This window comes from Xanthobacter oligotrophicus, from assembly GCF_008364685.1.
Taxonomy (GTDB): Bacteria; Pseudomonadota; Alphaproteobacteria; order Rhizobiales; family Xanthobacteraceae; genus Xanthobacter; species Xanthobacter oligotrophicus.
In genome coordinates this window covers 121,686-142,394 of the sequence record NZ_VTTL01000002.1, presented here as the reverse complement: position 1 = coordinate 142,394, position 20,709 = coordinate 121,686, and the positions used below count along the sequence as shown (strand labels likewise).

At 69.8% G+C, this 20,709-nt stretch carries 13 protein-coding genes; 11 read left to right on the top strand and 2 right to left on the bottom strand.

What is annotated here, in order from left to right:
* Window positions 1-5 precede the first annotated feature (5 nt).
* On the top strand, window positions 6-899 hold the full coding sequence (locus FZ033_RS03500; RefSeq protein WP_149574776.1) for a LysR family transcriptional regulator: 894 nt from the start codon (window positions 6-8) through the stop codon (window positions 897-899).
* Here the strand turns inward: FZ033_RS03500 and FZ033_RS03495 are convergent.
* Complete coding sequence (locus FZ033_RS03495; RefSeq protein WP_149574775.1) at window positions 886-1,791, bottom strand: LysR family transcriptional regulator; 906 nt, start codon at window positions 1,789-1,791, stop codon at window positions 886-888. The genes FZ033_RS03500 and FZ033_RS03495 overlap by 14 nt on opposite strands.
* 102 nt (window positions 1,792-1,893) lie before the next feature.
* Between FZ033_RS03495 and FZ033_RS03490 the strand changes: the two genes are divergently transcribed.
* Window positions 1,894-3,423 carry a CoA-acylating methylmalonate-semialdehyde dehydrogenase gene (locus tag FZ033_RS03490; RefSeq protein ID WP_149574774.1) on the top strand — a complete coding sequence of 510 codons (1,530 nt, stop codon included), beginning with the start codon at window positions 1,894-1,896 and terminating at the stop codon, window positions 3,421-3,423.
* Between the two features lie 45 nt (window positions 3,424-3,468).
* Here FZ033_RS03490 and FZ033_RS03485 read toward each other — a convergent pair whose 3' ends face one another.
* A complete protein-coding gene (locus tag FZ033_RS03485; protein WP_149574773.1) occupies window positions 3,469-3,870 on the bottom strand; it encodes a VanZ family protein in 402 nt (133 codons plus the stop codon).
* Window positions 3,871-4,329: 459 nt separating this feature from the next.
* Here FZ033_RS03485 and FZ033_RS03480 point away from each other — a divergent pair, with 459 nt between their 5' ends.
* From FZ033_RS03480 to pbpC, 9 genes are all read left to right on the top strand, one after another.
* Window positions 4,330-6,039, top strand: coding sequence for a SulP family inorganic anion transporter (locus tag FZ033_RS03480; protein ID WP_149574772.1), 1,710 nt, complete (start codon window positions 4,330-4,332; stop codon window positions 6,037-6,039).
* 179 nt (window positions 6,040-6,218) lie between these two features.
* Window positions 6,219-7,202 carry a phosphate acetyltransferase gene (locus tag FZ033_RS03475; protein ID WP_149574771.1) on the top strand — a complete coding sequence of 328 codons (984 nt, stop codon included), beginning with the start codon at window positions 6,219-6,221 and terminating at the stop codon, window positions 7,200-7,202.
* A gap of 2 nt (window positions 7,203-7,204) precedes the next feature.
* Complete coding sequence (locus FZ033_RS03470) at window positions 7,205-8,416, top strand: acetate/propionate family kinase (RefSeq protein ID WP_149574770.1); 1,212 nt, start codon at window positions 7,205-7,207, stop codon at window positions 8,414-8,416.
* Between the two features lie 71 nt (window positions 8,417-8,487).
* Window positions 8,488-10,788, top strand: coding sequence for a DUF3141 domain-containing protein (locus FZ033_RS03465; RefSeq protein ID WP_232847308.1), 2,301 nt, complete (start codon window positions 8,488-8,490; stop codon window positions 10,786-10,788).
* A gap of 26 nt (window positions 10,789-10,814) precedes the next feature.
* On the top strand, window positions 10,815-11,606 hold the full coding sequence (fabI, locus tag FZ033_RS03460; RefSeq protein ID WP_149574769.1) for an enoyl-ACP reductase FabI: 792 nt from the start codon (window positions 10,815-10,817) through the stop codon (window positions 11,604-11,606).
* Between the two features lie 105 nt (window positions 11,607-11,711).
* Complete coding sequence (locus tag FZ033_RS03455; protein WP_012115232.1) at window positions 11,712-11,900, top strand: hypothetical protein; 189 nt, start codon at window positions 11,712-11,714, stop codon at window positions 11,898-11,900.
* A gap of 287 nt (window positions 11,901-12,187) precedes the next feature.
* The gene (locus tag FZ033_RS03450) at window positions 12,188-12,793 is read left to right on the top strand and encodes a glycosyltransferase (protein ID WP_188079285.1); all 606 of its coding nucleotides are present in this window, start codon (window positions 12,188-12,190) and stop codon (window positions 12,791-12,793) included.
* A 386-nt stretch (window positions 12,794-13,179) separates the two neighbouring features.
* Window positions 13,180-18,513: an alpha-2-macroglobulin gene (locus FZ033_RS03445; RefSeq protein WP_149574768.1), complete on the top strand. Its 5,334-nt coding sequence runs from the start codon at window positions 13,180-13,182 to the stop codon at window positions 18,511-18,513.
* Window positions 18,510-20,600 (top strand): penicillin-binding protein 1C, encoded by a 2,091-nt coding sequence (gene pbpC / locus FZ033_RS03440; RefSeq protein ID WP_188079284.1) that lies wholly within the window; start codon window positions 18,510-18,512, stop codon window positions 20,598-20,600. Before FZ033_RS03445 ends, pbpC begins: the two co-directional genes overlap by 4 nt.
* Window positions 20,601-20,709 lie beyond the last annotated feature (109 nt).

Here is a 20,709-nt window from a genome sequence, read left to right as displayed (position 1 = left end):
AGGCCATGGATTGGGACGATTTGCGCATCTTCCTCCAGCTGGCGCGCACCGGCCGGATGGCGGGGGCCGGGCGCGCTTTGGGGCTCGACGATACCACGGTGGGCCGCCGCGTCGCCCGGCTGGAGAAGGAGGTGGGGGCGCCCCTCGTCGCCCGCGCCGGCCGCCGCACGGTGATTACGGAGCAGGGCCAGAAGCTGGCGCAGGCGGCGGAGGAGATGGAATCCATCGTCCTGCGCAAGATCGTCGGCCTGGGCGAGGCCGGCATGCAGGTGGCGGGGCGGGTGCGCATCGGCGCGCCGGAAGGGCTGGGGGTGGGCTATCTGGCCTCTCGCCTCGCGGCGCTGTCGGCGGAAAATCCGAAGCTGGAGACCGAACTGGTCGCCCTGCCGCGCGCCTATTCGCTGGCGAGCCGCGAGGTGGACATCGCCATCACCCTCGACCGCCCCATCGCCGGGCAGCTGAGCGTGAAGAAGCTCACGGACTACACCCTCGAACTCTATGGCACGCCGGCCTATTTCGATCGCAGGGGTCGGCCCGGCACGGCGGCGGAGCTTCAGGGCCATGTCTTCGCCGGCTATATCCCGGAACTGCTGTTCACCCGCGCGCTGGATTTCTCCACGCTGGAGGCAGGTGTGGAAGTGACTCCCGTCATCCGCTCCACCAGCGTCATCGCACAGGTGAATGCGGTTGTGAGCGGGGCGGCGCTGGGCGTGCTGCCGGCGTTTCTCGCGGCCGCCCATCCGAACCTTCAGGTGCTGCTGGAGGGCGCCTTCCGGCTGACCCGCAGCTATTGGGTGTCGGTGCATGACGACCTCAAGCACCTCAATCGGGTGCGGGCTGTGCTGGAGGCCATCACCACCACCATCCGAGCCGACCGCGCCGTCTTCATGGGACGATGAAGCGGGCGCGCTCCTCGCGGAAGCGCTGCGCCAGCACATCCCGCAGCACCGCGATGCGCCTCACCTGCACCGTGTCGGGGTGGGCAAGGAGGAAATAGGAGCGGCGAAAGCCGATGCCGGGCAGGATCCGCACCAGCGCATCCGGCCCTTGTGCCTCCAGATGCCGGCCGGCGGCGAAATCGTGCAGCACGCCGATGCCGGCCCCCGCGCGCACCGCCTCCATCTGGCCCATGACGCTGGCGCAGCGAAACCGGCTGCGCCCGTGCTTCTCCAGCACGCCGGAATAATCCAGCGCGGAGGCATAGGCGAGGTCCTCCACCCCGGTCACCACCACATGGCCGGCGAGGTCTTCCGCCGTCTCCGGGGTGCCATGGCGCTCCAGATAGGCGCGGGCGGCGTAGACCGAGAGCGTGTAGTCGATGAGCCGGGAAACCAGCAGCCGGCCTTCCGTGGGCCGGTCGAGCACGATGGCAAGATCCGCCTCGCGTCGAGACAGGGAGAAGGTGCGCGGCAGGGGCACCAGCTCCACCACGAGGTCCGGATAGAGGGCGGCCAGCGCTCCCAGCTCCGCCGCGAGGAAGTAATTGCCGAGGCCATCCGGCGCGCCGATCCGCACCGTGCCGGAGACGTCCGCCGCCGCGTCGCGGAAGCCCTCGGCGATGCCCAGCATCTCCGCTTCCACCCGCTCGGCCGCCGGCAGCAGCCGCTCGCCGGCCTCGGTGGGCACGCAGCCGGCGGGGCGGCGATCGAACAGGGGGGCGCCCAGCGCCTCCTCCAGCGCATCGAGCCGGCGGGCCACGGTGGCATGGTTGAGCCCCAGCCGCCGCGCTGCCGCCAGAAGCTGCCCTTGCCGCGCCACGGCGAGGAAGACGCGCAGATGGTCCCAATCCATACTTCAAAATCCGCATAACAGATGCTCGAATGATAGCATTGATGAGCGTCTTTTGAAGTGGGAAGACGGGGCACCTTCCCGCCGCTTCAAGAGGCCCAGACCATGCCGCTCGCCGCCGCCCAGCCTGTTTCAGGCCCCGTCTCCATCCCGCACTTCATCGCCGGCCGTCAGGTGCCCGGCACCAGCGGCCGCACCGCACCGGTGTTCAACCCGGCCACCGGCGCGCAGTCCGGCGAGGTGGCGCTCGCCTCCGAGGCTGAGGTGCGTGCGGCGGTGGAGGCGGCCAATGCGGCCGCGCCCGGCTGGGCGGCCACCACGCCCCTGCGCCGCGCCCGCATCCTCAACGCTTTCCTGCGCATCCTGGAAGAGCGCATCGACACGCTAGCCGAGGTGATTTCCGCCGAGCACGGCAAGGTGTTTTCCGACGCCAAGGGCGAGATCCAGCGCGGCATGGAGGTGGTGGAATTCGCCACCGGCGCGCCGCAGCTCCTCAAGGGCGAGATCACCGAGGACGTGGGCACCCGCGTGGACAGCCACGCCGTGCGCCAGCCCCTCGGCGTGGTGGCCGGCATCACGCCGTTCAACTTCCCGGCCATGGTGCCCATGTGGATGTTCCCGGTGGCGTTGGCCTGCGGCAACTGCTTCATCCTGAAGCCGTCCGAGCGCGATCCCTCCGCCGCGCTCCTGATGGCCGAGTGGCTGAAGGAAGCCGGCCTGCCGGACGGCGTTTTCACCGTGGTGCAGGGCGACAAGGTGGCTGTGGATGCGCTGCTGACCGATCCGGGCGTGGAGGCTATCAGCTTCGTCGGCTCCACCCCCATCGCTCGCTACATCTACGAGACCGCGGCGCGCACCGGAAAGCGCTGCCAGGCGCTGGGCGGCGCCAAGAACCACATGATCATCATGCCCGACGCCGACATGGACCAGGCCGTGGACGCCCTCATGGGCGCTGCCTACGGCTCGGCCGGCGAGCGCTGCATGGCGGTCTCGGTGGCCGTGCCGGTGGGCGAGGGCACGGCCGAGGCCCTGATGGAAAAGCTGGAGCCGCGGGTGCGCGCCCTCAAGGTCGGCCCCGGCACTGATCCCGAGGCGGAGATGGGTCCGCTGGTGACCAGGCAGCACCTCGACAAGGTGTCGGGCTATGTGGACAGCGGCGTCGCGGAAGGGGCCAAGCTGGTGGTGGACGGGCGCGGCCTCAAGCTCCAGGGCTATGAGGGCGGCTATTTCATCGGCGGCACCCTGTTCGACCACGTGACCAGCGACATGCGCATCTACAAGGAGGAGATCTTCGGACCCGTCCTCGCCGTGGTGCGCGCCGACAGCTATGCCACGGCGGCGCGCCTCATCAACACCCACGAATTCGGCAACGGCACCGCCATCTTCACCCGCGACGGCGATGCGGCGCGCGAGTTCGCGCACCAGATCAAGGTGGGCATGGTGGGCATCAACGTGCCGATCCCGGTGCCCATGGCGTTCCACTCCTTCGGCGGCTGGAAGGCCTCCCTGTTCGGCGACCACCACATGCACGGTCCCGAGGGCGTGCGCTTCTATACGCGCCTGAAGACCATCACCACCCGCTGGCCCACCGGCATCCGCGCCGGCGCCGACTTCGTGATGCCCACCATGAAGTGAGCGGGCAGGGAGGGGCCGCGCGGGGGCGGTCCCTCCGCTCCGCCGTCAGGTCTCGCGGCGGAGGCAGCGCATCAGGAGGGGGCGGGCCACGGTGCGCACGGCGATGATCCCGACGAGGGCGCCGAGGCTGCTCGCCATCCAGTTGTCCACGCCCGGCGAGCGCCCCGGAATGACGGTCTGGGCGATCTCGAACAGGCCGGAGGCGAGGCAGAAGGGCAGGGCGAGGCGCAGGAGCGAGGCCGCAGGAAAGGCGAAGGCCGTCATCGCCCCCGTGCCCAGATAGGCGACGAAGTGTTCCAGATTGCCGGAATAGCCGGTGTGCGGCCGCTCGCTTCCCGGCAGCAGGGACAAGATGACGATCACCAGCCACAGCACGGCGGCGAGCCCTTTGAGGACGCGGTCCTTGTGGCGCAGCAGGGTGCGCAGGCCCGTGGCAGCAGCGGTCATTCGGCATCAATCATGGGGCATCCTCGAAGCTGGATCCGTTCAGGGGGGAGCCTGACGGAACCCGGCACAGATCTGAAACGGTGGCGTCCTGTCCCTTCATGGCCTGTGCCGGAGGTGACGCAAAGCTCCAGCCGATGAAATCTAGGGCGGGAGGAATGGAAATCCGCGCCGTCCTCAGTTTGGGGGATGCGGCGGCTTCGGCCCTGACTAATGATGATCCCGCGCTGCAGGAAATCTTCCGGGCAGCGTCGACCGGGCCGCTTTCCCCGCACGCGGCCCGGTCGGGATTTTTCCTCCAAGTTTGCCTTATGCCCCGCGCTGACGCGCGGGGCGCCCCTTTTGGGGCGGCGCCTTAGCCGGCTATGAGCCGGTGCCATCCTCGTCTAAAATCCTGCCATGCGTATCCGCCGCAAATCCCGAGCGTCTGCGCGGTGACGCGGCAAGGCGAGGAGCGGGATCGTGCGTGAAGCCCTCAGGCGCTGGGCCCCCGGGCTTGCCGCCCTCCTCGCCTATCGCCGGGTGGATCTCGGCCCCGACCTGAGGGCGGGGCTGGCGGTGGCGGCGGTGGCGATCCCGGTGGGCATCGCTTATGCCGAGCTTGCCGGCTTCCGCCCGGAGGTGGGGCTTTATTCCTGCGTCTTCCCTCTTGTGGCCTATGCCATCTTTGGCTCGTCCCGCCAACTGGTGCTGGGGCCGGATGCGGCCACCTGCGCCGTCATCGCCTCGGCCGTGGCGCCGCTGGCGGCCGGAGACGGGGCGACCTATGCGGCGCTGTCCGCCGAACTGGCGCTGCTCACCGGCATCATCTGCATCCTCGCGCGGTTCCTGCGCCTCGGCGTGCTGGCCGATTTCCTGTCCAAGCCCATCCTCATCGGCTTCCTGAACGGCATCGCCATCACCATCGTGCTGGGCCAGCTCGCCAAGATCACGCGGATCGAGGGGACGGCCGGCCACGTCCTGCACGCGACCTTCGATCTCGTCCTGCGCCTGGGCGAAACCCATCCGCCGACCCTGCTCATCGCGCTCGGCGCGTTCGGCCTCATGATCGCGAGCGGGCGGCTGCTGCCGGCCTTTCCGGCCGCGGTGCTGGCCATGGCCGGCGCGGCGCTGGCGGTGTTCCTGCTGGGGCTCGACCTTTCCGGGGTGAAGACCCTGGGCGTGGTGCCGGTGGGGCTTCCGGGCGTGATGCTGGTCCAGCTCGATCCCGACGCGCTGGCCGCGCTCGTGCCCGCCGCCGGCGGCCTCGCCCTGGTGAGCTTCACCAGCATGATGCTCACGTCCCGCTCCTTCGCCTCGAAGAACGGCTACGAGGTGGATCCGGACAAGGACTTTGCCGCCCTCGGGGCCGCCAACGTGGTTTCGGCCCTCACCCATGGCTTCGCCATCAGCGGGGCGGATTCGCGTACCGCCATGGCGGATGCCGCCGGCGGGCGCACCCACGCCGCGGCGCTGTTCGCCGCCATCGCGGTGGCGCTGGTGCTCATGTTCCTCACCGCGCCGCTGCGCTACGTGCCGGTGGCGGCGCTGGGCGCGGTGCTGGTAATGGCGGGCCTCTCGCTGGTGGACCTCGCCACCCTGCGCCTCATCGCCCGCGCCGACCGGGCGGAGGCGGTGATCTCACTTCTCGCCACGCTGGGGGTGGTGGTGCTGGGGGCGACCCAGGGCATCCTGGTCGCCGTCGTGCTGGCCCTGCTGCGGTTCCTGCGCATGAGCGCCCGGCCCCGGGTGGAGATCCTCGGCCGGGTGGCGGGCATGCCGGGCTTCCATGCCCTGTCGCGGCACGAAAGCGCGACGGCGCCCCACGGCCTCGTCATCTTCCGCTTCAACGGCCCGCTCGTCTTCTTCAATGCCGGCCATTTCCGCCACGCGCTGCTGGCGGCCACCAGCGCCGAGGAGGGGGCACCGAAGGCGGTCATCCTGGATCTGCTGCCGGTGACGGAGGTGGATGTAACGGGCCTTTTTACCCTGAAGGAGGTATCCGATGCCCTGCGTCAGCGCGGCATCGCGCTCGTCGGCGCCTGCCGGCAGACCGAGTGGCGCAACTGGATGGTGACTCACGGCTTCAACCCTGATGGCATCGACATCCACCCCACCCTGCGCAAGGCTGTCGAGGCGCTGGCGGCGGCGGATACGGACCAGTCCGATGCGGGCGATACGAAAGCGTCATAAATCCAAGGATTGATTTGTGTCATGGAAGACGAGAGCCTGAATTCGGCATAGGCTTTGGTTCGAATTCGGCTTGAGCCTACCCCGGTAGAGGCTATTTTCTCCGCCTGTCACGCGCGCTGATCGCCGGGGAAGATCAGATTGAGCAGCCGGCACCGGTGGGACGACAGGGAGAAACCTTGATGCCGGCCTCCATTGCCCTAGAGCCTTTATCGCCTCACGCCCAGGCGCCGCGCCATGAGAAGTATGATCGTCTCATCGCTACCGCGCAGGCCTTGCCCAAGCTGCGGGTGGCGGTGGCCCACCCCTGCGACGAGGCCTCCCTCGGCGCAGCGCTGGAGGCGGCGGAACTGGGCCTCATCGAGCCCATCCTGGTCGGCCCGCCGGGGAAGATCGCCGCTGCCGCAGCTGCGGCCAAGCTGGACATTTCCGCCCTGCGGCAGGTGAGCGCCGCCCACAGCCACGACGCCGCCGCCAAGGCGGTGGAACTGGTGCGCTGCGGCGAGGCCGACGCCCTGATGAAGGGCAGCCTGCACACCGACGAGCTGATGAGCGCCGTGGTGGCCCGCGACACCGGCTTGCGCACTGCGCGCCGCATCAGCCACTGCTTCGTCATGGACGTGCCCGGTCATCCGGATGCGCTGATCATCACGGATGCGGCCATCAACATCGCGCCGTCGCTGGAAGACAAGTGCCACATCGTCCAGAACGCCATCGACCTTGCCAATGCGCTGAAATTCGACGAGCCGCGCGTCGCGGTGCTCTCGGCCATGGAGACAGTAAACCCCAACGTGCCCTCCACCATCGAGGCGGCGGCCCTGTGCAAGATGGCGGACAGGGGCCAGATCACCGGCGGCATCGTGGACGGGCCGCTGGCCCTCGACAACGCCATCGACCTCGGCTCGGCGGCCATCAAGCACATCATCTCGCCGGTGGCGGGGCGGGCCAACATTCTGGTGGTGCCGGATCTTGAGGCCGGCAACATGCTGGCGAAAAGCCTCACCTTCCTGGCCGGCGCCGATGCCGCGGGGATCGTGCTCGGCGCCCGCGTGCCCATCATCCTGACCAGCCGGGCGGATTCCAAGACCACGCGGCTCGCCTCCTGCGCCGTGGCGTCCCTGCTGGTTGACGCGCAGCGTGCGATGGCCAAGGCGGTGGAGGTCTGAGCATGGCGAAGGTGCAGCTTGTCCTGAATGCGGGCTCCTCCAGCCTCAAGTTCCAGGTGTTCGTGGACGATGGGGCGGACGTGCCCAACCGCCTCTATCGTGGCCTGTTCGAGGGCCTCGGTACTGACCCGCACTTCAAGGTGAAGGATCACGAGGGCGCGGTGGTAGGGGAGGAGCGCTGGCTCCACGATACGGCCTACGGGTTCGAGGAGGCGCTGGCCTACCTCTCCGACTGGCTCGCGGCCCATCGCGGCGGCCACCAGCTCGCCGCCGTGGGCCATCGCGTGGTACACGGCGGCCCCAACTACACCCACGCGGTGCGGCTGACACCGGAGATCATCGCCGAGCTGGACACGCTCTCCCCGCTCGCGCCGCTGCACCAGCCGCGCAGCCTGGAGCCCATCCGCATCATCGCGCGGCGGGTGCCGGGCCTGCCGCAGGTGGCAGCCTTCGACACCGCCTTTCACCGCACCCAGCCGGAGATCGCCCAGGCCTTCGCCATCCCGCAGTCCCTCACCGACGCGGGGGTGAAGCGCTACGGCTTCCACGGCCTGTCCTACGCCTATCTCGCCACCCAGTTTCCGCATGTGGACGAACGCCTCGTCCACGGCAGGGTGGTGGCGGCGCATCTCGGCTCGGGCGCGAGCCTTGGCGCCTATGCGGCCTCCAAGAGCATCGCCACCACCATGGGCTTTTCCGCCCTGGACGGGCTGGTGATGGGCACGCGCTGCGGCACCATCGATGCGGGGGTGGTGTTCTATCTCCAGCGTGAGCTGGGCATGAGCGCGCCGGAGGCCGAGCATTTCCTTTATACGAAATGCGGCCTGCTCGGCGTCTCCGGCATCTCCAACGACATGCGCGAGCTGCGCGAGAAGGCAGAGGCGGAGCCGAGCGCGCAGCGGGCCATCGACCTGTTCGTCTATCGCATCAACCGGGAATTTGGCTCGCTGGTGGCGGCGCTGGGCGGCATCGACGCCCTCGTCTTCACCGCCGGCATCGGCGAGAACGATGCCGCCACCCGCGCCGAGGTGATCGAGGCCGCCCGCTGGGCCGGCTTCGAGCTGGACCCGGAAGCCAACCGGTCCGGCGCGACGCGCATCACCCGGGGCAGCGGTCCGCAGGCCTATGTGATCCCCACCGACGAGGAATGGACCATCGTGCGCGAGATGCGCGCGGTGCTGGCGGAGAGCCGGCAGGACGCCGGCCAGATCTGAGCGGCTTAAGCCCATGGCCCGAGGCCGTTTCGCGGTTCACCGAAACGCGGCGACTCTAGAAGGAGACGCACATGAACCCGTTGGACATGATGAAGGTGTACGGCCGGGTGGCGGAGATCTACCGCCTGCGCCTCGGCGAGGCGGTCTCGGCCTATGGCACGGCCATGCGCGGCGCGGCGAGCGCCTTTGCCGCCGCTGGCCGCCCGCAGGATCCGACCGGCGCCTGGCGCGACACGGTCTCCTACACGTTCGACGCGGCCCAGCGCTCCCTCATCTTCTGGGACACCATGCGCCAGCGCGGCAACAACTGGATCGCCCACGAGAAGGCCGGCAAGCCGCCGCTGCTCGCCTTCGACTATGAGACGATCGCCGATGCGCGCACCTTCGCGCGTCCCGCCAACTACGCCCTGGTGCGCATCCAGCCCCCCGAGGGGGTGACGCTTGATCCCGACAAGCGGCCGTTCCTGATCATCGATCCGCGCGCCGGCCACGGGCCGGGTATCGGCGGCTTCAAGGCGGATTCGGAAGTGGGCTTCGCGCTGAAGGCCGGGCACGCCGTGTACATGGTCATCTTCTTCCCCGAGCCGGTACCGGGGCAGACGCTGGCCGATGTCTCGCTGGCGGAGGCCGAGTTCGTGCGCATCGTGCGCGAGCGCCATCCCACCCGCGGCAAGCCGGTGGTGATGGGCAATTGCCAGGGTGGCTGGGCCGCCATGCTGGTGGCGGCGCTGGATCCGGACAACGTGGGTCCCATCGTGGTCAACGGCGCGCCCATGTCCTACTGGGCCGGCAACGACGCCGAGAACCCCATGCGCTACGCCGGCGGCGTGCTCGGCGGCGCGTGGACGGCCTCGCTGGCCGCGGACCTCGGCGGCGGGGTGTTCGATGGCGCCTACCTGGTGGACAATTTCGAGTATCTGAACCCGGCTAACACCTATTTCGGCAAGTATTACAACCTCTATTCCCGCATCGACACCGAGCCGGCGCGCTTCCTGGAGTTCGAGCGCTGGTGGGGCGGCTACTTCCTGATGAACCGGGAAGAGATCAAGTGGATTGTCGAGAACCTGTTCGTCGGCAACAAGCTGGCCGCCGGCAAGGCGGAATGGGCGCCGGGCAAGACCTTCGACCTGAAGGCGGTGCGCTCGCCCATCATCGTCTTCGCCTCGCTCGGCGACAACATCACCCCGCCGCAGCAGGCCATCAACTGGGTGGCGGACCTTTATCCCACCACCCAGGCGCTGAAGGATGCGGGGCAGGTGGTGGTGGGCCTGATGCACCAGAGCGTCGGTCATCTGGGCATCTTCGTCTCCGGGGCGGTGGCCAAGCGCGAGCATGCGCAGATCGTCGACCTTATCGACTATGTGGAGGCGCTAGCGCCCGGCCTCTATGGCATGACCATTGAGGAGGATCATTCCGGCCCCGAGGTGAAATACGACGTGACGCTCACCGAACGCCGGGTGGAAGACCTCGCCGTGCTGCAAAAATACAGCCGCAAGGACGAAATCCCATTCGAGGCGGTGGCGAACGTTTCCGAGGTCAATGCGCGGACCTATGAGACCTTCGTGCATCCTGCCCTCTCCGCGGTGGTGACGCCGGAGATGGGGCGGGCGCTGCGGGCCGTGCACCCGCTGCGGGCGGTGCGCTGGGGCCTCTCCGACCTCAACCCGTTCCTCGCCGCCCTGGCGCCCTTCGCCGAATTTGCCCGCGGCCAGCGCACGCCGCGCAACGAGGACGGCCCCCACGTGGCCGCCGAGCATTTCATGGCTACCGCCATCACCGCCGGCTTCGACCTCTACCGGCAGATGCGCGACGCTACGGTGGAGACCGAATTCTTCCGCCTCTACGGCACCCTCGCCATGGTGGACCCCGACCTCACCACGCCGGCGACGACCGCCATCGTGGAGCAGTCGCCGGTGGAAGTGGCGTCGGCGCTTGCCGCCCTGCGCGAGGGCGGCTTCACCGATGCGGCGGTGCGCGTGGCGCTGCTCGCCCAGAAGCGCGGCGGCGGCCAGCAGCGCCTCTCCACCCTGAAGCAGATCCGCGAGCTGGTGGGGCAGGAGGTGGGCCTCCTCGCGCTTCCGTCCGACGACGCGCAGGCGGTGATCCGGCGGCAGTCCATCATCGTCGAGCATGCGCCCGATGAGGCCCTCGCCACGCTTCCGTCGCTGCTTCCCACGCCCGAGGCGCGCGCCCACCTGTTGACTTTGCTCGACCGGCTGCTCGCGAACATCGCCTTCGGGCCGCACGTGAGCGACGTGGTTGACGACGTGAAGCGTGTGCTGGCCGAAAGCCCGACGGGGCAGGGTGCCGAGGGGCAGGACGCCGAGGGTCAGGTCATTCCTTTTCCTTCCTATGCAGGGCAGGCCCTATGAGCGCGCAGGACACGACGACGGGTTCCATGTCGCAGCGGGATTGGGACCTGCTGGGCGCGGCGCTGAAGGGCCGCAAGGCCCTGGTGCTCGGCATCGCCAACGAGCACTCTATCGCCTATGGCTGCGCCCGGGTGTTCCGCCGGCTCGGCGCGGACCTCGCAATCACCTACCTCAACGAGAAGGCGCGGCCCCATGTGGAGCCGCTGGCGCAGGAGCTGGGCGCCAGCATCTTCGCCCCCTGCGACGTGAGCCGGGAGGGGGAGCTTGAGGCCGTGTTCGCGCGCATCGGCAAGGAGTGGGGCGGCCTCGACATCGCGCTGCATTCCATCGCCTTCGCCCCCAAGGAGGACCTTCAGGGCCGGCTGGTGGATTCCTCGGCGGAGGGGTTCAAGGTGGCTATGGATATTTCCTGCCACTCCTTCATCCGCATGGCGAAGCTCGCCGAGCCGCTGATGACCGGTGGTGGCACGCTCATGGCCATGAGCTATCACGGCGCCGACAAGGTGGTGCCCAACTACAATCTCATGGGACCGGTGAAGGCGGCGCTGGAGAGCACCGTGCGCTATCTCGCCTACGAGCTCGGCCAAAAGGATATCCGTGTCCATGCCGTCTCGCCCGGCCCGCTGAAGACCCGCGCCGCCTCGGGCCTGAAGGATTTCGACGTATTGCTGTCCGAGGCGACCCAGCGCGCGCCCATCGGCGAACTGGTGGACATCGACGACGTGGGCCTCACCACGGCCTTCCTCGCCACCCCCTTCGCGCGGCGACTGACCGGCATGACGGTCTATGTGGACGGCGGCCTCTCCATCATGGCCTGAGCCTTCCGGGCGGCCTGCTGCACTGCGGCAGGCCGTCTTGATCGCGATCCTCAAGGCGATCATACTGGCCTTATTGTTTCGGCCATTTGCGTTGAGGTTTTCGCCATGCCTTTGAGGGAAGAGGATATTCAGCCCGGCAAGTGCTACAAGACCAAGGGCATCGAGAATTACAAGGTGATCGCCATGACCCGTGGCATCGTCACCTACCAGACCTGGACTTCGCCCCTGCGCATCAATGTGGGCGTGAAGCAGTTTGCCGATGCGGTCTACAAGATCGTGCCCTGCCCGAAATAGCGGTGGCTGAGAGTGTTTTCGAACGAAGTGGATACCGGTTCGCGTGAAGAAAACGCGTCAATACAGGAAACCAGAGCGGTTGACGTGAGCCAAGGCGAGCGGAAAATGCTCTGGCCGCCCTGTGAGTGCTGCCCCGAGCCTTTGCTCGCGGGCGTAAGGTATTTGCGCACGCCTTCAGGCTGGCCCGCGTCAATCCGCATCGCTTGAGACCGCAACAAGCATCCGCTTTGGTGCGATGCGGCATCGACGGCGCGCGGAAGCGGCGGTATAGCTGGCGGGAACGCTCAATGAGAACGTTTCCCGTGCTGTCCGTCGTCATTGCAACGCACAATTCCGAGCGCCAGCTCGTGCCGGTCCTGTCGGCCCTCGTCCAGGGCGTGACGGCGGGCGTGCTGCGTGACGTCACGCTGGTGGATTCCGGCTCCACCGACGGCACCGCCACCATTGCCGATGCCGCCGGCTGCGCGTTCCTTTCCTCCGTGACCGACGTGGGCGTGCGCCTGCGCCAGGGCGCGGCCCAGTCGCGCGGGCGCTGGCTGCTGTTCCTGTCGGATTGCTCGATTCTGGAGGAAGGCTGGGCGCGGGAGGTGATGATCTTCATCGAGACCTGCGAGCGGCGCGGACAGGCCGAGCGTATCGCCGCCACCTTCCGCCTCGCCGTGGACGGCTACGGCATCGGTCCGCGCATCGGCGAAGCGCTCGCGGTGGCGCGGCTGGCGCTGTTCGGCCTGCCGGCGCCCGGGCAGGGGCTTCTCATCTCCCGCAGCTATTACGAGCGGCTCGGCGGCCACCCCACCGGCGCGCGGGCGGAACGGCGCCTGATCGCGCGGATCGGCCGGCGCCGCATCCACCTGCTGCGCCCGCATGTGCTGATGCCGGCGAAAGACGCCTGAAGGCCGAAGGTGGTCCGCCCGCGAAATTTCCCGGCGGTTCCAAACATCCCCCTTGGCGAGCCGCCCCGGTTGCGCATAGATGACGGCGCGGGGTCGGGCCAGCTTCTCTTGGGGAAGCGGGCACCGGTCGGTCATTTCTCGTAAGGGGGCCGGTCGAACGATCAGCGGGCTTTGGAGCCGGATCCGTTCAGGTTGAATTGGCCTGCACGGTGGATCCGTCTCCGACTTCAGGACAGAGAACGGTTTTCGAATCGGGTTGCGCTGCAATCCGAGGGGACCGTGATCCGGGCGACCGACCGGGCGCAACGCCTGATCGATGCCCCGCCTGAGGGCCGCGGCGCACGCCTCGCCTCCCATAACGGTGCTGCGCACCGAGGGAGCGGTCCATGGACCTTCGCCGTCTTTTCCTGCGCCAAGTTTCTTTGCGCCGTGATTCCCTGCCCCGTCGTCTCCTGACGCTCAGCCGCATCGCCTGCCTTGCCGTCGCGGTTTCCAGCCCGGCCACGCTGGCCTTTGGACAGGTGCCGCGCCCGCCGGCAGCCGTGCCGGGTGGCGCGCCTTCGGCCCAGCCACAGCCGCCCGTGCCGCCCCGCCCCGCCAGCCTCAAGACCTTCCAGCGCTCCGACCTCGTGACCGCCGCCCGCCGCTATGAGCGCGTGCTGCGGCGGGAGGCGACCGCGCCCAGTCAGCCCCTCGACAAGGTGCGCCGCGACGCCGCCCAGGCCTTCCAGCGCAACGATGCCCGCGCCGCCGCCGAGCTTTACGCCAGCCTCGCCGTCGCCCAGGCGCAGGATGCGGGCGTGTGGCTGCGCCTTGCCCGCTCGCTCGCGGCCATCAAGGCGAACGACAACGAGGACGCCTCCGCCTTCGTCGACAATGCCATGGGCGCCGCCTTCATCGCCTATCGACGGTCGCAGACCCGTGCGGAGGAGGGGGAGGCGCTTTCCTTCATCGGCCGCATCTATGCCGATCGGCGTCTGTGGAACGCCGCCATCGACACCATGAAGACCGCCCTCGACCTGCGCGACAATGCCGCCGACCGCACCTTCCTGGAGAAGCTCAAGGAGGAGCACGGGTTCCGGCTGGTGGACTATTCCGTGGAATCGGACGCCGCCGCCCCGCGCGCCTGCGTGCAATTCTCCGAGGATCTGGTGCCCAGCACCGATTTCGCCGCCTTCGTGCAGGTGGGGGGGCTGGACAAGCCGGCCATTACCGGCGAGGCGCGGCAGATCTGCGTCGAGGGCCTGAAACACGGCGAGCGCTACACGCTGGCGGTGCGTCCCGGGATTCCCGCCGTCACCGGCGAGCGGCTGCGCAAGTCCACCGAGCTCACTATCTACGTGCGCGACCGTTCGCCCACCGTGCGCTTCACCGGCCGCAATTATGTGCTGCCGCGCACCGGACAGAAGGGCATTCCGCTGGTTTCGGTGAACACCAGCGCGGTAAAGGTCGACATCCTGCGCATCGGCGACCGGGGCCTCGTGCCCACCGCCATCCAGGGCGAATTCCGGCAGGGCATCGAGGCCTATGCCCGCGAGCGGCTGGCCGACGGCACCGCCATCGCCGTCTATTCCGGTGTGCTGGAGGTGGACAATCCGCTGAATGCCGATGTCACCACCGCCGTGCCGGTCACCGAGGCCGTGGGGCGGCTCGAGCCCGGCGTCTATGTGATGACTGCCGAGCCGCAGAAGACCGCCGGCGACGACGATTACTCCACCAAGGCGACCCAGTGGTTCATCGTCTCCGACCTCGGCCTCACCGCCTTGTCGGGGCAGGACGGCGTGCATGTGCTGCTGCGCTCGCTGGGCCGCGCCGAGCCGGTGGCGGGGGCAGAGGTGCGCCTCATCGCCCGCTCCAACGAGGTGCTGGGCACGACGAAGAGCGATGCCAACGGCTACGTGCGCTTCGATGCCGGCCTCTCCCGCGGCCCCGCGGGCCTCGGTCCGGAGGTGGTGGCGGCGCGCACGGAGGGCGGCGACTATGCCTTCCTGTCGCTGAAGGAGACCGCCTTCGACCTCACCGACCGGGGCGTGTCCGGCCGCGACGCGCCGGGGGGGCTGGACGCCTTCCTCGCCACCGAGCGCGGCGTCTACCGCTCCGGCGAGAGCGTCCATCTCACCGTGCTGCTGCGGGACGCGCAGGGCAATGCGGCGCCCGGCGTGCCCCTGACCCTCCAGTTGTTCCGGCCCGACGGGGTCGCCGACCGCCGCCTCGTGGTGGCGGACCAGGGCGCGGGCGGGCGCACGGCGGACTTCGCCTTGCTCAAGGGGGCCATGACCGGCACCTGGCGGGCCAAGGCGCTCACCGATCCCAAGGCGCCGCCCGTGGGCGAGGTGACCTTCCTGGTGGAAGACTATGTGCCCGACCGGGTGGAATTCGACCTCTCCGCCCGTGAGACGCGCCTGCCGCGCAACCGGCCGGCCGAGGTGCTGGTGGACGGGCGCTTCCTGTTCGGCGCCCCCGCCGCCGGCCTCGACGTGGAGGCGGAGAGCGAACTGCGCGCCGCCGCCGAGCGCCCCGGCTTTGCCGGCTATCGCTTCGGCAATGGGGATGACCAGGTGCTGGCCGAGCGCCAGCCGCTGGCGGATACGCCGACCACCGACGCGCGCGGCCGCGCCAGCCTGCGCCTCATCGCCTCCGAACTGCCGCGCACGGCGCGACCGCTGGAGATGGAAGCCTTCGTGCGCCTCGTGGAGGCGGGCGGACGAGCGGTCCAGCGCACCATCGTGCTGCCGGTGGCGCCGGCGGGCAGCCAGATCGGCGTGAAGCCGCTGTTCACCGACCGGGTGCGGGAAGGGGAGGTGGCCAATTTCGACGTGGTGGTCGCAGGCACCGACGACAAGCTTCTGGCGGCGCCCGGCCTGTCCTGGAAACTGTCGCGCATCGAGACGCGCTATCAGTGGTATCGCGTCAGCGGCTCGTGGGATTATGAGCCGGTGAAGACCGTGACCCGCGTGGCGGAAGGCCGGCTCGACACCAAGGCGGACGGTCCCGCGCGCCTCGCCATGCCCACCGAATATGGCCGCTACCGCCTCGACATCATCGGCGATGGCTTGCCGCTCACCAGCCTTGGCTTCGAGGCGGGCTTCGCCGGCGAAGGCAGCGCCGACACGCCCGACCGGCTGGAGCTGACGCTGGACCGCGCCGCCTATGCCTCCGGTGACACGCTGGATGCCACCCTCACCGCCCGCACCGCCGGGACCGCCAGCGTGCTGGTGCTGAACGAGGGCCTTCTGGAGCAGAAATTCCTCACCGTTTCCCCCGGCGCCAACAAGGTGAGCTTCAAGGTGGGGGCGGGCTGGGGGCCGGGGGCCTATGTGGTGGCCTTCATGCATCGGCCGCTCGATGTGGGGGCGAGCCGGATGCCCGGCCGCGCCATCGGCCTCTCCTGGTTCTCCGTGAACAAGGACGCGCGCACCCTGAAGGTGGATCTGTCCCCGCCCGCGCAGATCCGCCCCAACACCACCCTCTCCGTGCCGGTGCGCGTCGGCGGCCTCGCGGCGGGCGAGAAAGCGTATGTGACGGTAGCTGCGGTGGATGTGGGCATCCTCAACCTCACCGGCTACAAGCCGCCGGCCCCCGATGCGGTGGTGTTCGGCCAGCGCCGGCTGGCCTCCGACATCCGCGATTTCTACGGCGCGCTCATCGACGGCATGCAGGGCGCCGCCGGCCGGCTGCGCTCCGGCGGCGACGGCGGCGAGACGGCCATGCTCGCGAGCCCGCCGAACGGACCGCTGCTGGCGCTGTTCTCGGGCCTCGTGGAGGTGGGGGCGGACGGCATCGCCACCGTTGCCTTCCCCATCCCTGCCTTCGACGGCACGGCGCGGGTGATGGCCATCGCCTGGAGCGCGGGCAAGCTCGGACATGCCTCTGCCGACGTGGTGGTGCGCGACAAGGTGGTGATGCTCGCCACCCTGCCGCGCTTCCTCGCCTCCGGCGACCGCTCCAGCCTGAACCTCGACCTCACCAATGTGGAGGCGCCCGACGGCGACTACCGCCTCGATGTGTCTGCCACCGGTGCCGCCACCGTCGCCCAGCCGGCCGGCCCGGTGACGCTGGCGGCGAAGCAGCGCCAGTCCCTGCGCCTCGCGCTGGAAGGCAAGGCGGTGGGGCCTGCCACCGTCACCGCGCGGCTGACGGGGCAGGGGCTCGACATCACCCGCAGCTTCGAGATGAATGTGCGCCCGGCCTATCCGGACATCGAGCGGCGCACCGTGCGCAACCTTGCGCCGGGGGAGAGCATCACCCTGTCGCGCGACCTCCTCGCCGACCTGCTGCCGGGAACGGGCGGCGTGGCGGTGAGCGCCATGCCCTCCAGCACCATCGACGTGCCGGCGCTGCTGGCGGCCCTCGACCGCTACCCCTATGGCTGCACCGAGCAGATCACCAGCCGGGCGCTGCCGCTCTTGTCCTACAACGAGCTGAGCGTGCTGGCGGGCCGCGCCACCGACCCGGAGGCGGACCAGCGCATCCGTGACGCCATCGTGCGGATCATGGCCCGGCAGGGCTCGGACGGCTCCTTCGGCCTGTGGTCGGCCGGCGGCACCGACACCTGGCTCGACGCCTATGTGGTGGATTTCCTCAGCCGCGCCAAGGAGAAGGGTTTCGCCGTGCCGGATGTGGCCTTCTCATTGGCCCTCGACCGGCTGCGCAACGTGGTCAACCTCGCCGGCGCCGACATGCGCGCGGAGACCGAGAACCTCGCCTATGCGCTCTATGTGCTGGCCCGCAACGGCCGCGCGCCGCTGGGCGACCTGCGCTATCTCGCCGACACCCGCCTGAAGGATCTCGGCACCCCCCTCGCCAAGGGGCAGGTGGGGGCGGCGCTGGCCCTGCTCGGCGATCGGACCCGGGCGGAACGGGCCTTCAACGTGGCCATCGAGGGCCTGCCCGCCAACCCCGGTGCGCCGGTGGCGGGCCGGCCCGATTTCGGCTCGGTGTTGCGCGATGCGGCGGCTCTCACCGTGCTCGCCCGCGAGGCGGGGCTGGAGAAGCTGGCCGATGTGGCGCTCGCCCGGGTGGACGCGGCGCGGGTGCGCACTGAGCGCACCTCCACCCAGGAAAATGCCTGGCTGCTGCTCGCAGCCCGCTCGCTCGCCGCCAGCGCCGCGAATATGGGGCTTGAGGTGGATGGCGCCCTGGTGCGCGGCCCGTTCGGCCGCAAGCTCACGCGCGCCGACCTGGAGCGCGGGCCGGTGACCCTGCGCAATGCCGGCGCCGAGGCCGTGAAGGTGGTGATCGGCATCAATGGCGCCCCGGTGGCGCCGGAGCCGCCGGTGGCGAAGGGCTTCACCCTGGAGCGGCGCTACTTCACCCTCGACGGCAAGGCCGCCGACCCCTCCAAGGCGGTGCAGAACCAGCGTTTCGCCGTGGTGCTTTCGTTCAGCGAGACCCAGAGCGCGCTGGCCGACGTGCTGCTGGTGGACTATCTGCCCGCCGGCTTCGAGATCGAAAATCCGAGCCTCGTCCAGGGCGGCGACGGCGGCTTCACCTGGCTGGATGAGACCAGCGAGGCGGGCCACGTGGAGTTCCGAGACGACCGCTTCGTCGCCTCGGTGACCCGGCAGGAGGGCGATGGCGCCTTCGTCGTCGCCTACACGGTGCGGGCGGTCTCGCCGGGGCGCTATGCTCATCCCCCGGCCATGGTGGAGGACATGTACCGCCCCGACCGCTTCGCCCGCACCGCCGCCGGCACGCTGGAGGTGGCCCCCGTCCGATGAGCGCGACCGCACCATCTGGGCCGTTGCCCGCCGCTCCCGCCCGCCGTTGGCTGCGGTGGGTGTCGGCTGGCCTCGTGCTGGGGGCGGGGCTGCTGGCGGGTGGCGGCTTTGTGGGGCTGCATCATCTGCGCGCCAACGCCCCGCCTGCGCCGCAGGTGAAGGTCTCCGCCGAGGTGGTGGACCGCGAGGGCCGGCTGCTGCGCCCCTTCGCGCTGCCCGATGGCCGCTGGCGGCTCGCCGCCACGGTGGAGGACGTGGACCCGCGCCTCATCACCATGATCCTCGCCTATGAGGATCGCCGGTTCGAGCAACATGGCGGCGTCGATGCCCTCGCCCTGCTGCGGGCGGCGGGGCAGGCGGCAGGATCGCGGCGGGTGGTCTCCGGCGGCTCGACGCTCACCATGCAGGTGGCGCGCCTCACCCTGCCGCCGCGCCCGCGCACCCTTGCCGCCAAGCTTGCCCAGATGCGCCGGGCGCTGGAGCTGGAGGCGCATCTGTCGAAGCCCGAGATCCTCGGCCTCTACCTGACGCTCGCCCCCTATGGCGGCAACATCGAAGGGGTGCGGGCGGCGTCGCTGACCTATTTCGGCAAGGAGCCGCGCCGGCTCACCCTTGGCGAGGCGGCTCTGCTGGTGGCCCTGCCGCAGGCGCCGGAAACCCGCCGGCCGGATCGCTTTGCGGCCCGCGCACGGGCGGCGCGCGACCGGGTGCTGGACCGGCTTCTGTCCCACGGCGTCCTTGCCGCCGACGAGGTGCGCGTGGCCAAGGCCGAGCCCATGCCCACGGCGCGACGCCCCCTGCCGCAGCTGGCGCCCCACCTCGCCGAGCAGATGGTTGCCGAGCGGCCGGACCTCTCCCGCCACCTCTCCACCCTCGACGCGCCGCTGCAGGAGAAGCTGGAAGAGCTGGTGCGCGAGCGCACGCGGGCTTTGGGCCGCGGGCTGTCGTCGGCCATGGTGGTGATGGACAATGACAGCGCCGAGGTGCGGGCCTATGTGGCCTCGGCGGATTTCCTCGACAAGGACCGCGCCGGCGCGGTGGATCTCGCCCGCGCGGTGCGCTCGCCGGGCTCCACGCTCAAGCCCTTCATCTACGCCCTCGCCTTCGAGGATGGCATCGCCCATCCCGAGACGATGATCGAGGACCGTCCCGCCCGCTTCGGCGGCTGGCGGCCGGAGAATTTCGACCGCAGCTTCCAGGGCACCCTCTCGGTGCGCAAGGCGCTGCAACTGTCCCTGAACGTGCCGGCGGTGCGCCTGCTGGATGCGGTGGGGCCGCAGCGCCTGGCCACCCGCCTTCAGCAGGCCGGGGCGCGGCTGGAGCTGCCGCCGGGCGCGGCGCCGGCCTTGCCCATGGGGCTCGGCGGCGTGGGCATCCGCCTCGTGGACCTCACCATGCTCTACGGCGCGCTGGCGCGGGGCGGGGAGGCGCATCCGCTTGTTTTCCGCCGCGAAGGGCGTGCAGTGACGGCGCCACGCCGGTCCCTGCTCGTGGATCAGGTGGCCGCCTGGTACGTGGGCCAATGCCTTCTGGGCACGCCGGCGCCGGAGAATGCGCTGGGTGGACGCATCGCCTTCAAGACCGGCACGTCCTACGGCTATCGCGACAGCTGGGCCATGGGGTTCGACGGGCGGCGCACCGTGGGTGTCTGGGTGGGCCGGCCAGATGGGCAGGCGGTGCCCGACCTCACCGGCCGCGCGGCGGCGGCACCGCTTTTGTTCGACGCCTTCGCCCGCATCGTCCGCACACCGGCGGGGCTCGGCCCGGCGCCGCGCGGCGCGGTGATGGCGGCGAACGCTCGGCTTCCCGTGCCGCAGCGCCATTTCGGCCGCACCCGGCAGGAGCAGCCCTTGCAGGTGGTCTATCCGCCGGACGGTGCGCGGGTTTCCGGCACCGAGGCGGAGACGCTGGCGCTGAAGGTGGATGGCGGCACCTTCCCGCTCACTTTGCTGATGGATGGCCGACCGGTGGCGCAGGTGGAGGACCGGCGCACCCTGTTCTGGACGCCGCAGGGGCGGGGCTTTGCCCGCCTCACCGTGATCGACGCGGCCGGGCTTTCCGACAGCGTGACGGTGCGGGTCGAATAGGACGGATCACCCCTAAAAAAGAAAGTCCCGCGCCACCTTGCGGTGGGCGGGACAGGCTGGGAGGAAACGCGGAAGATGTCACGCTCCGGGCAAACGCGCCCGGAAACCA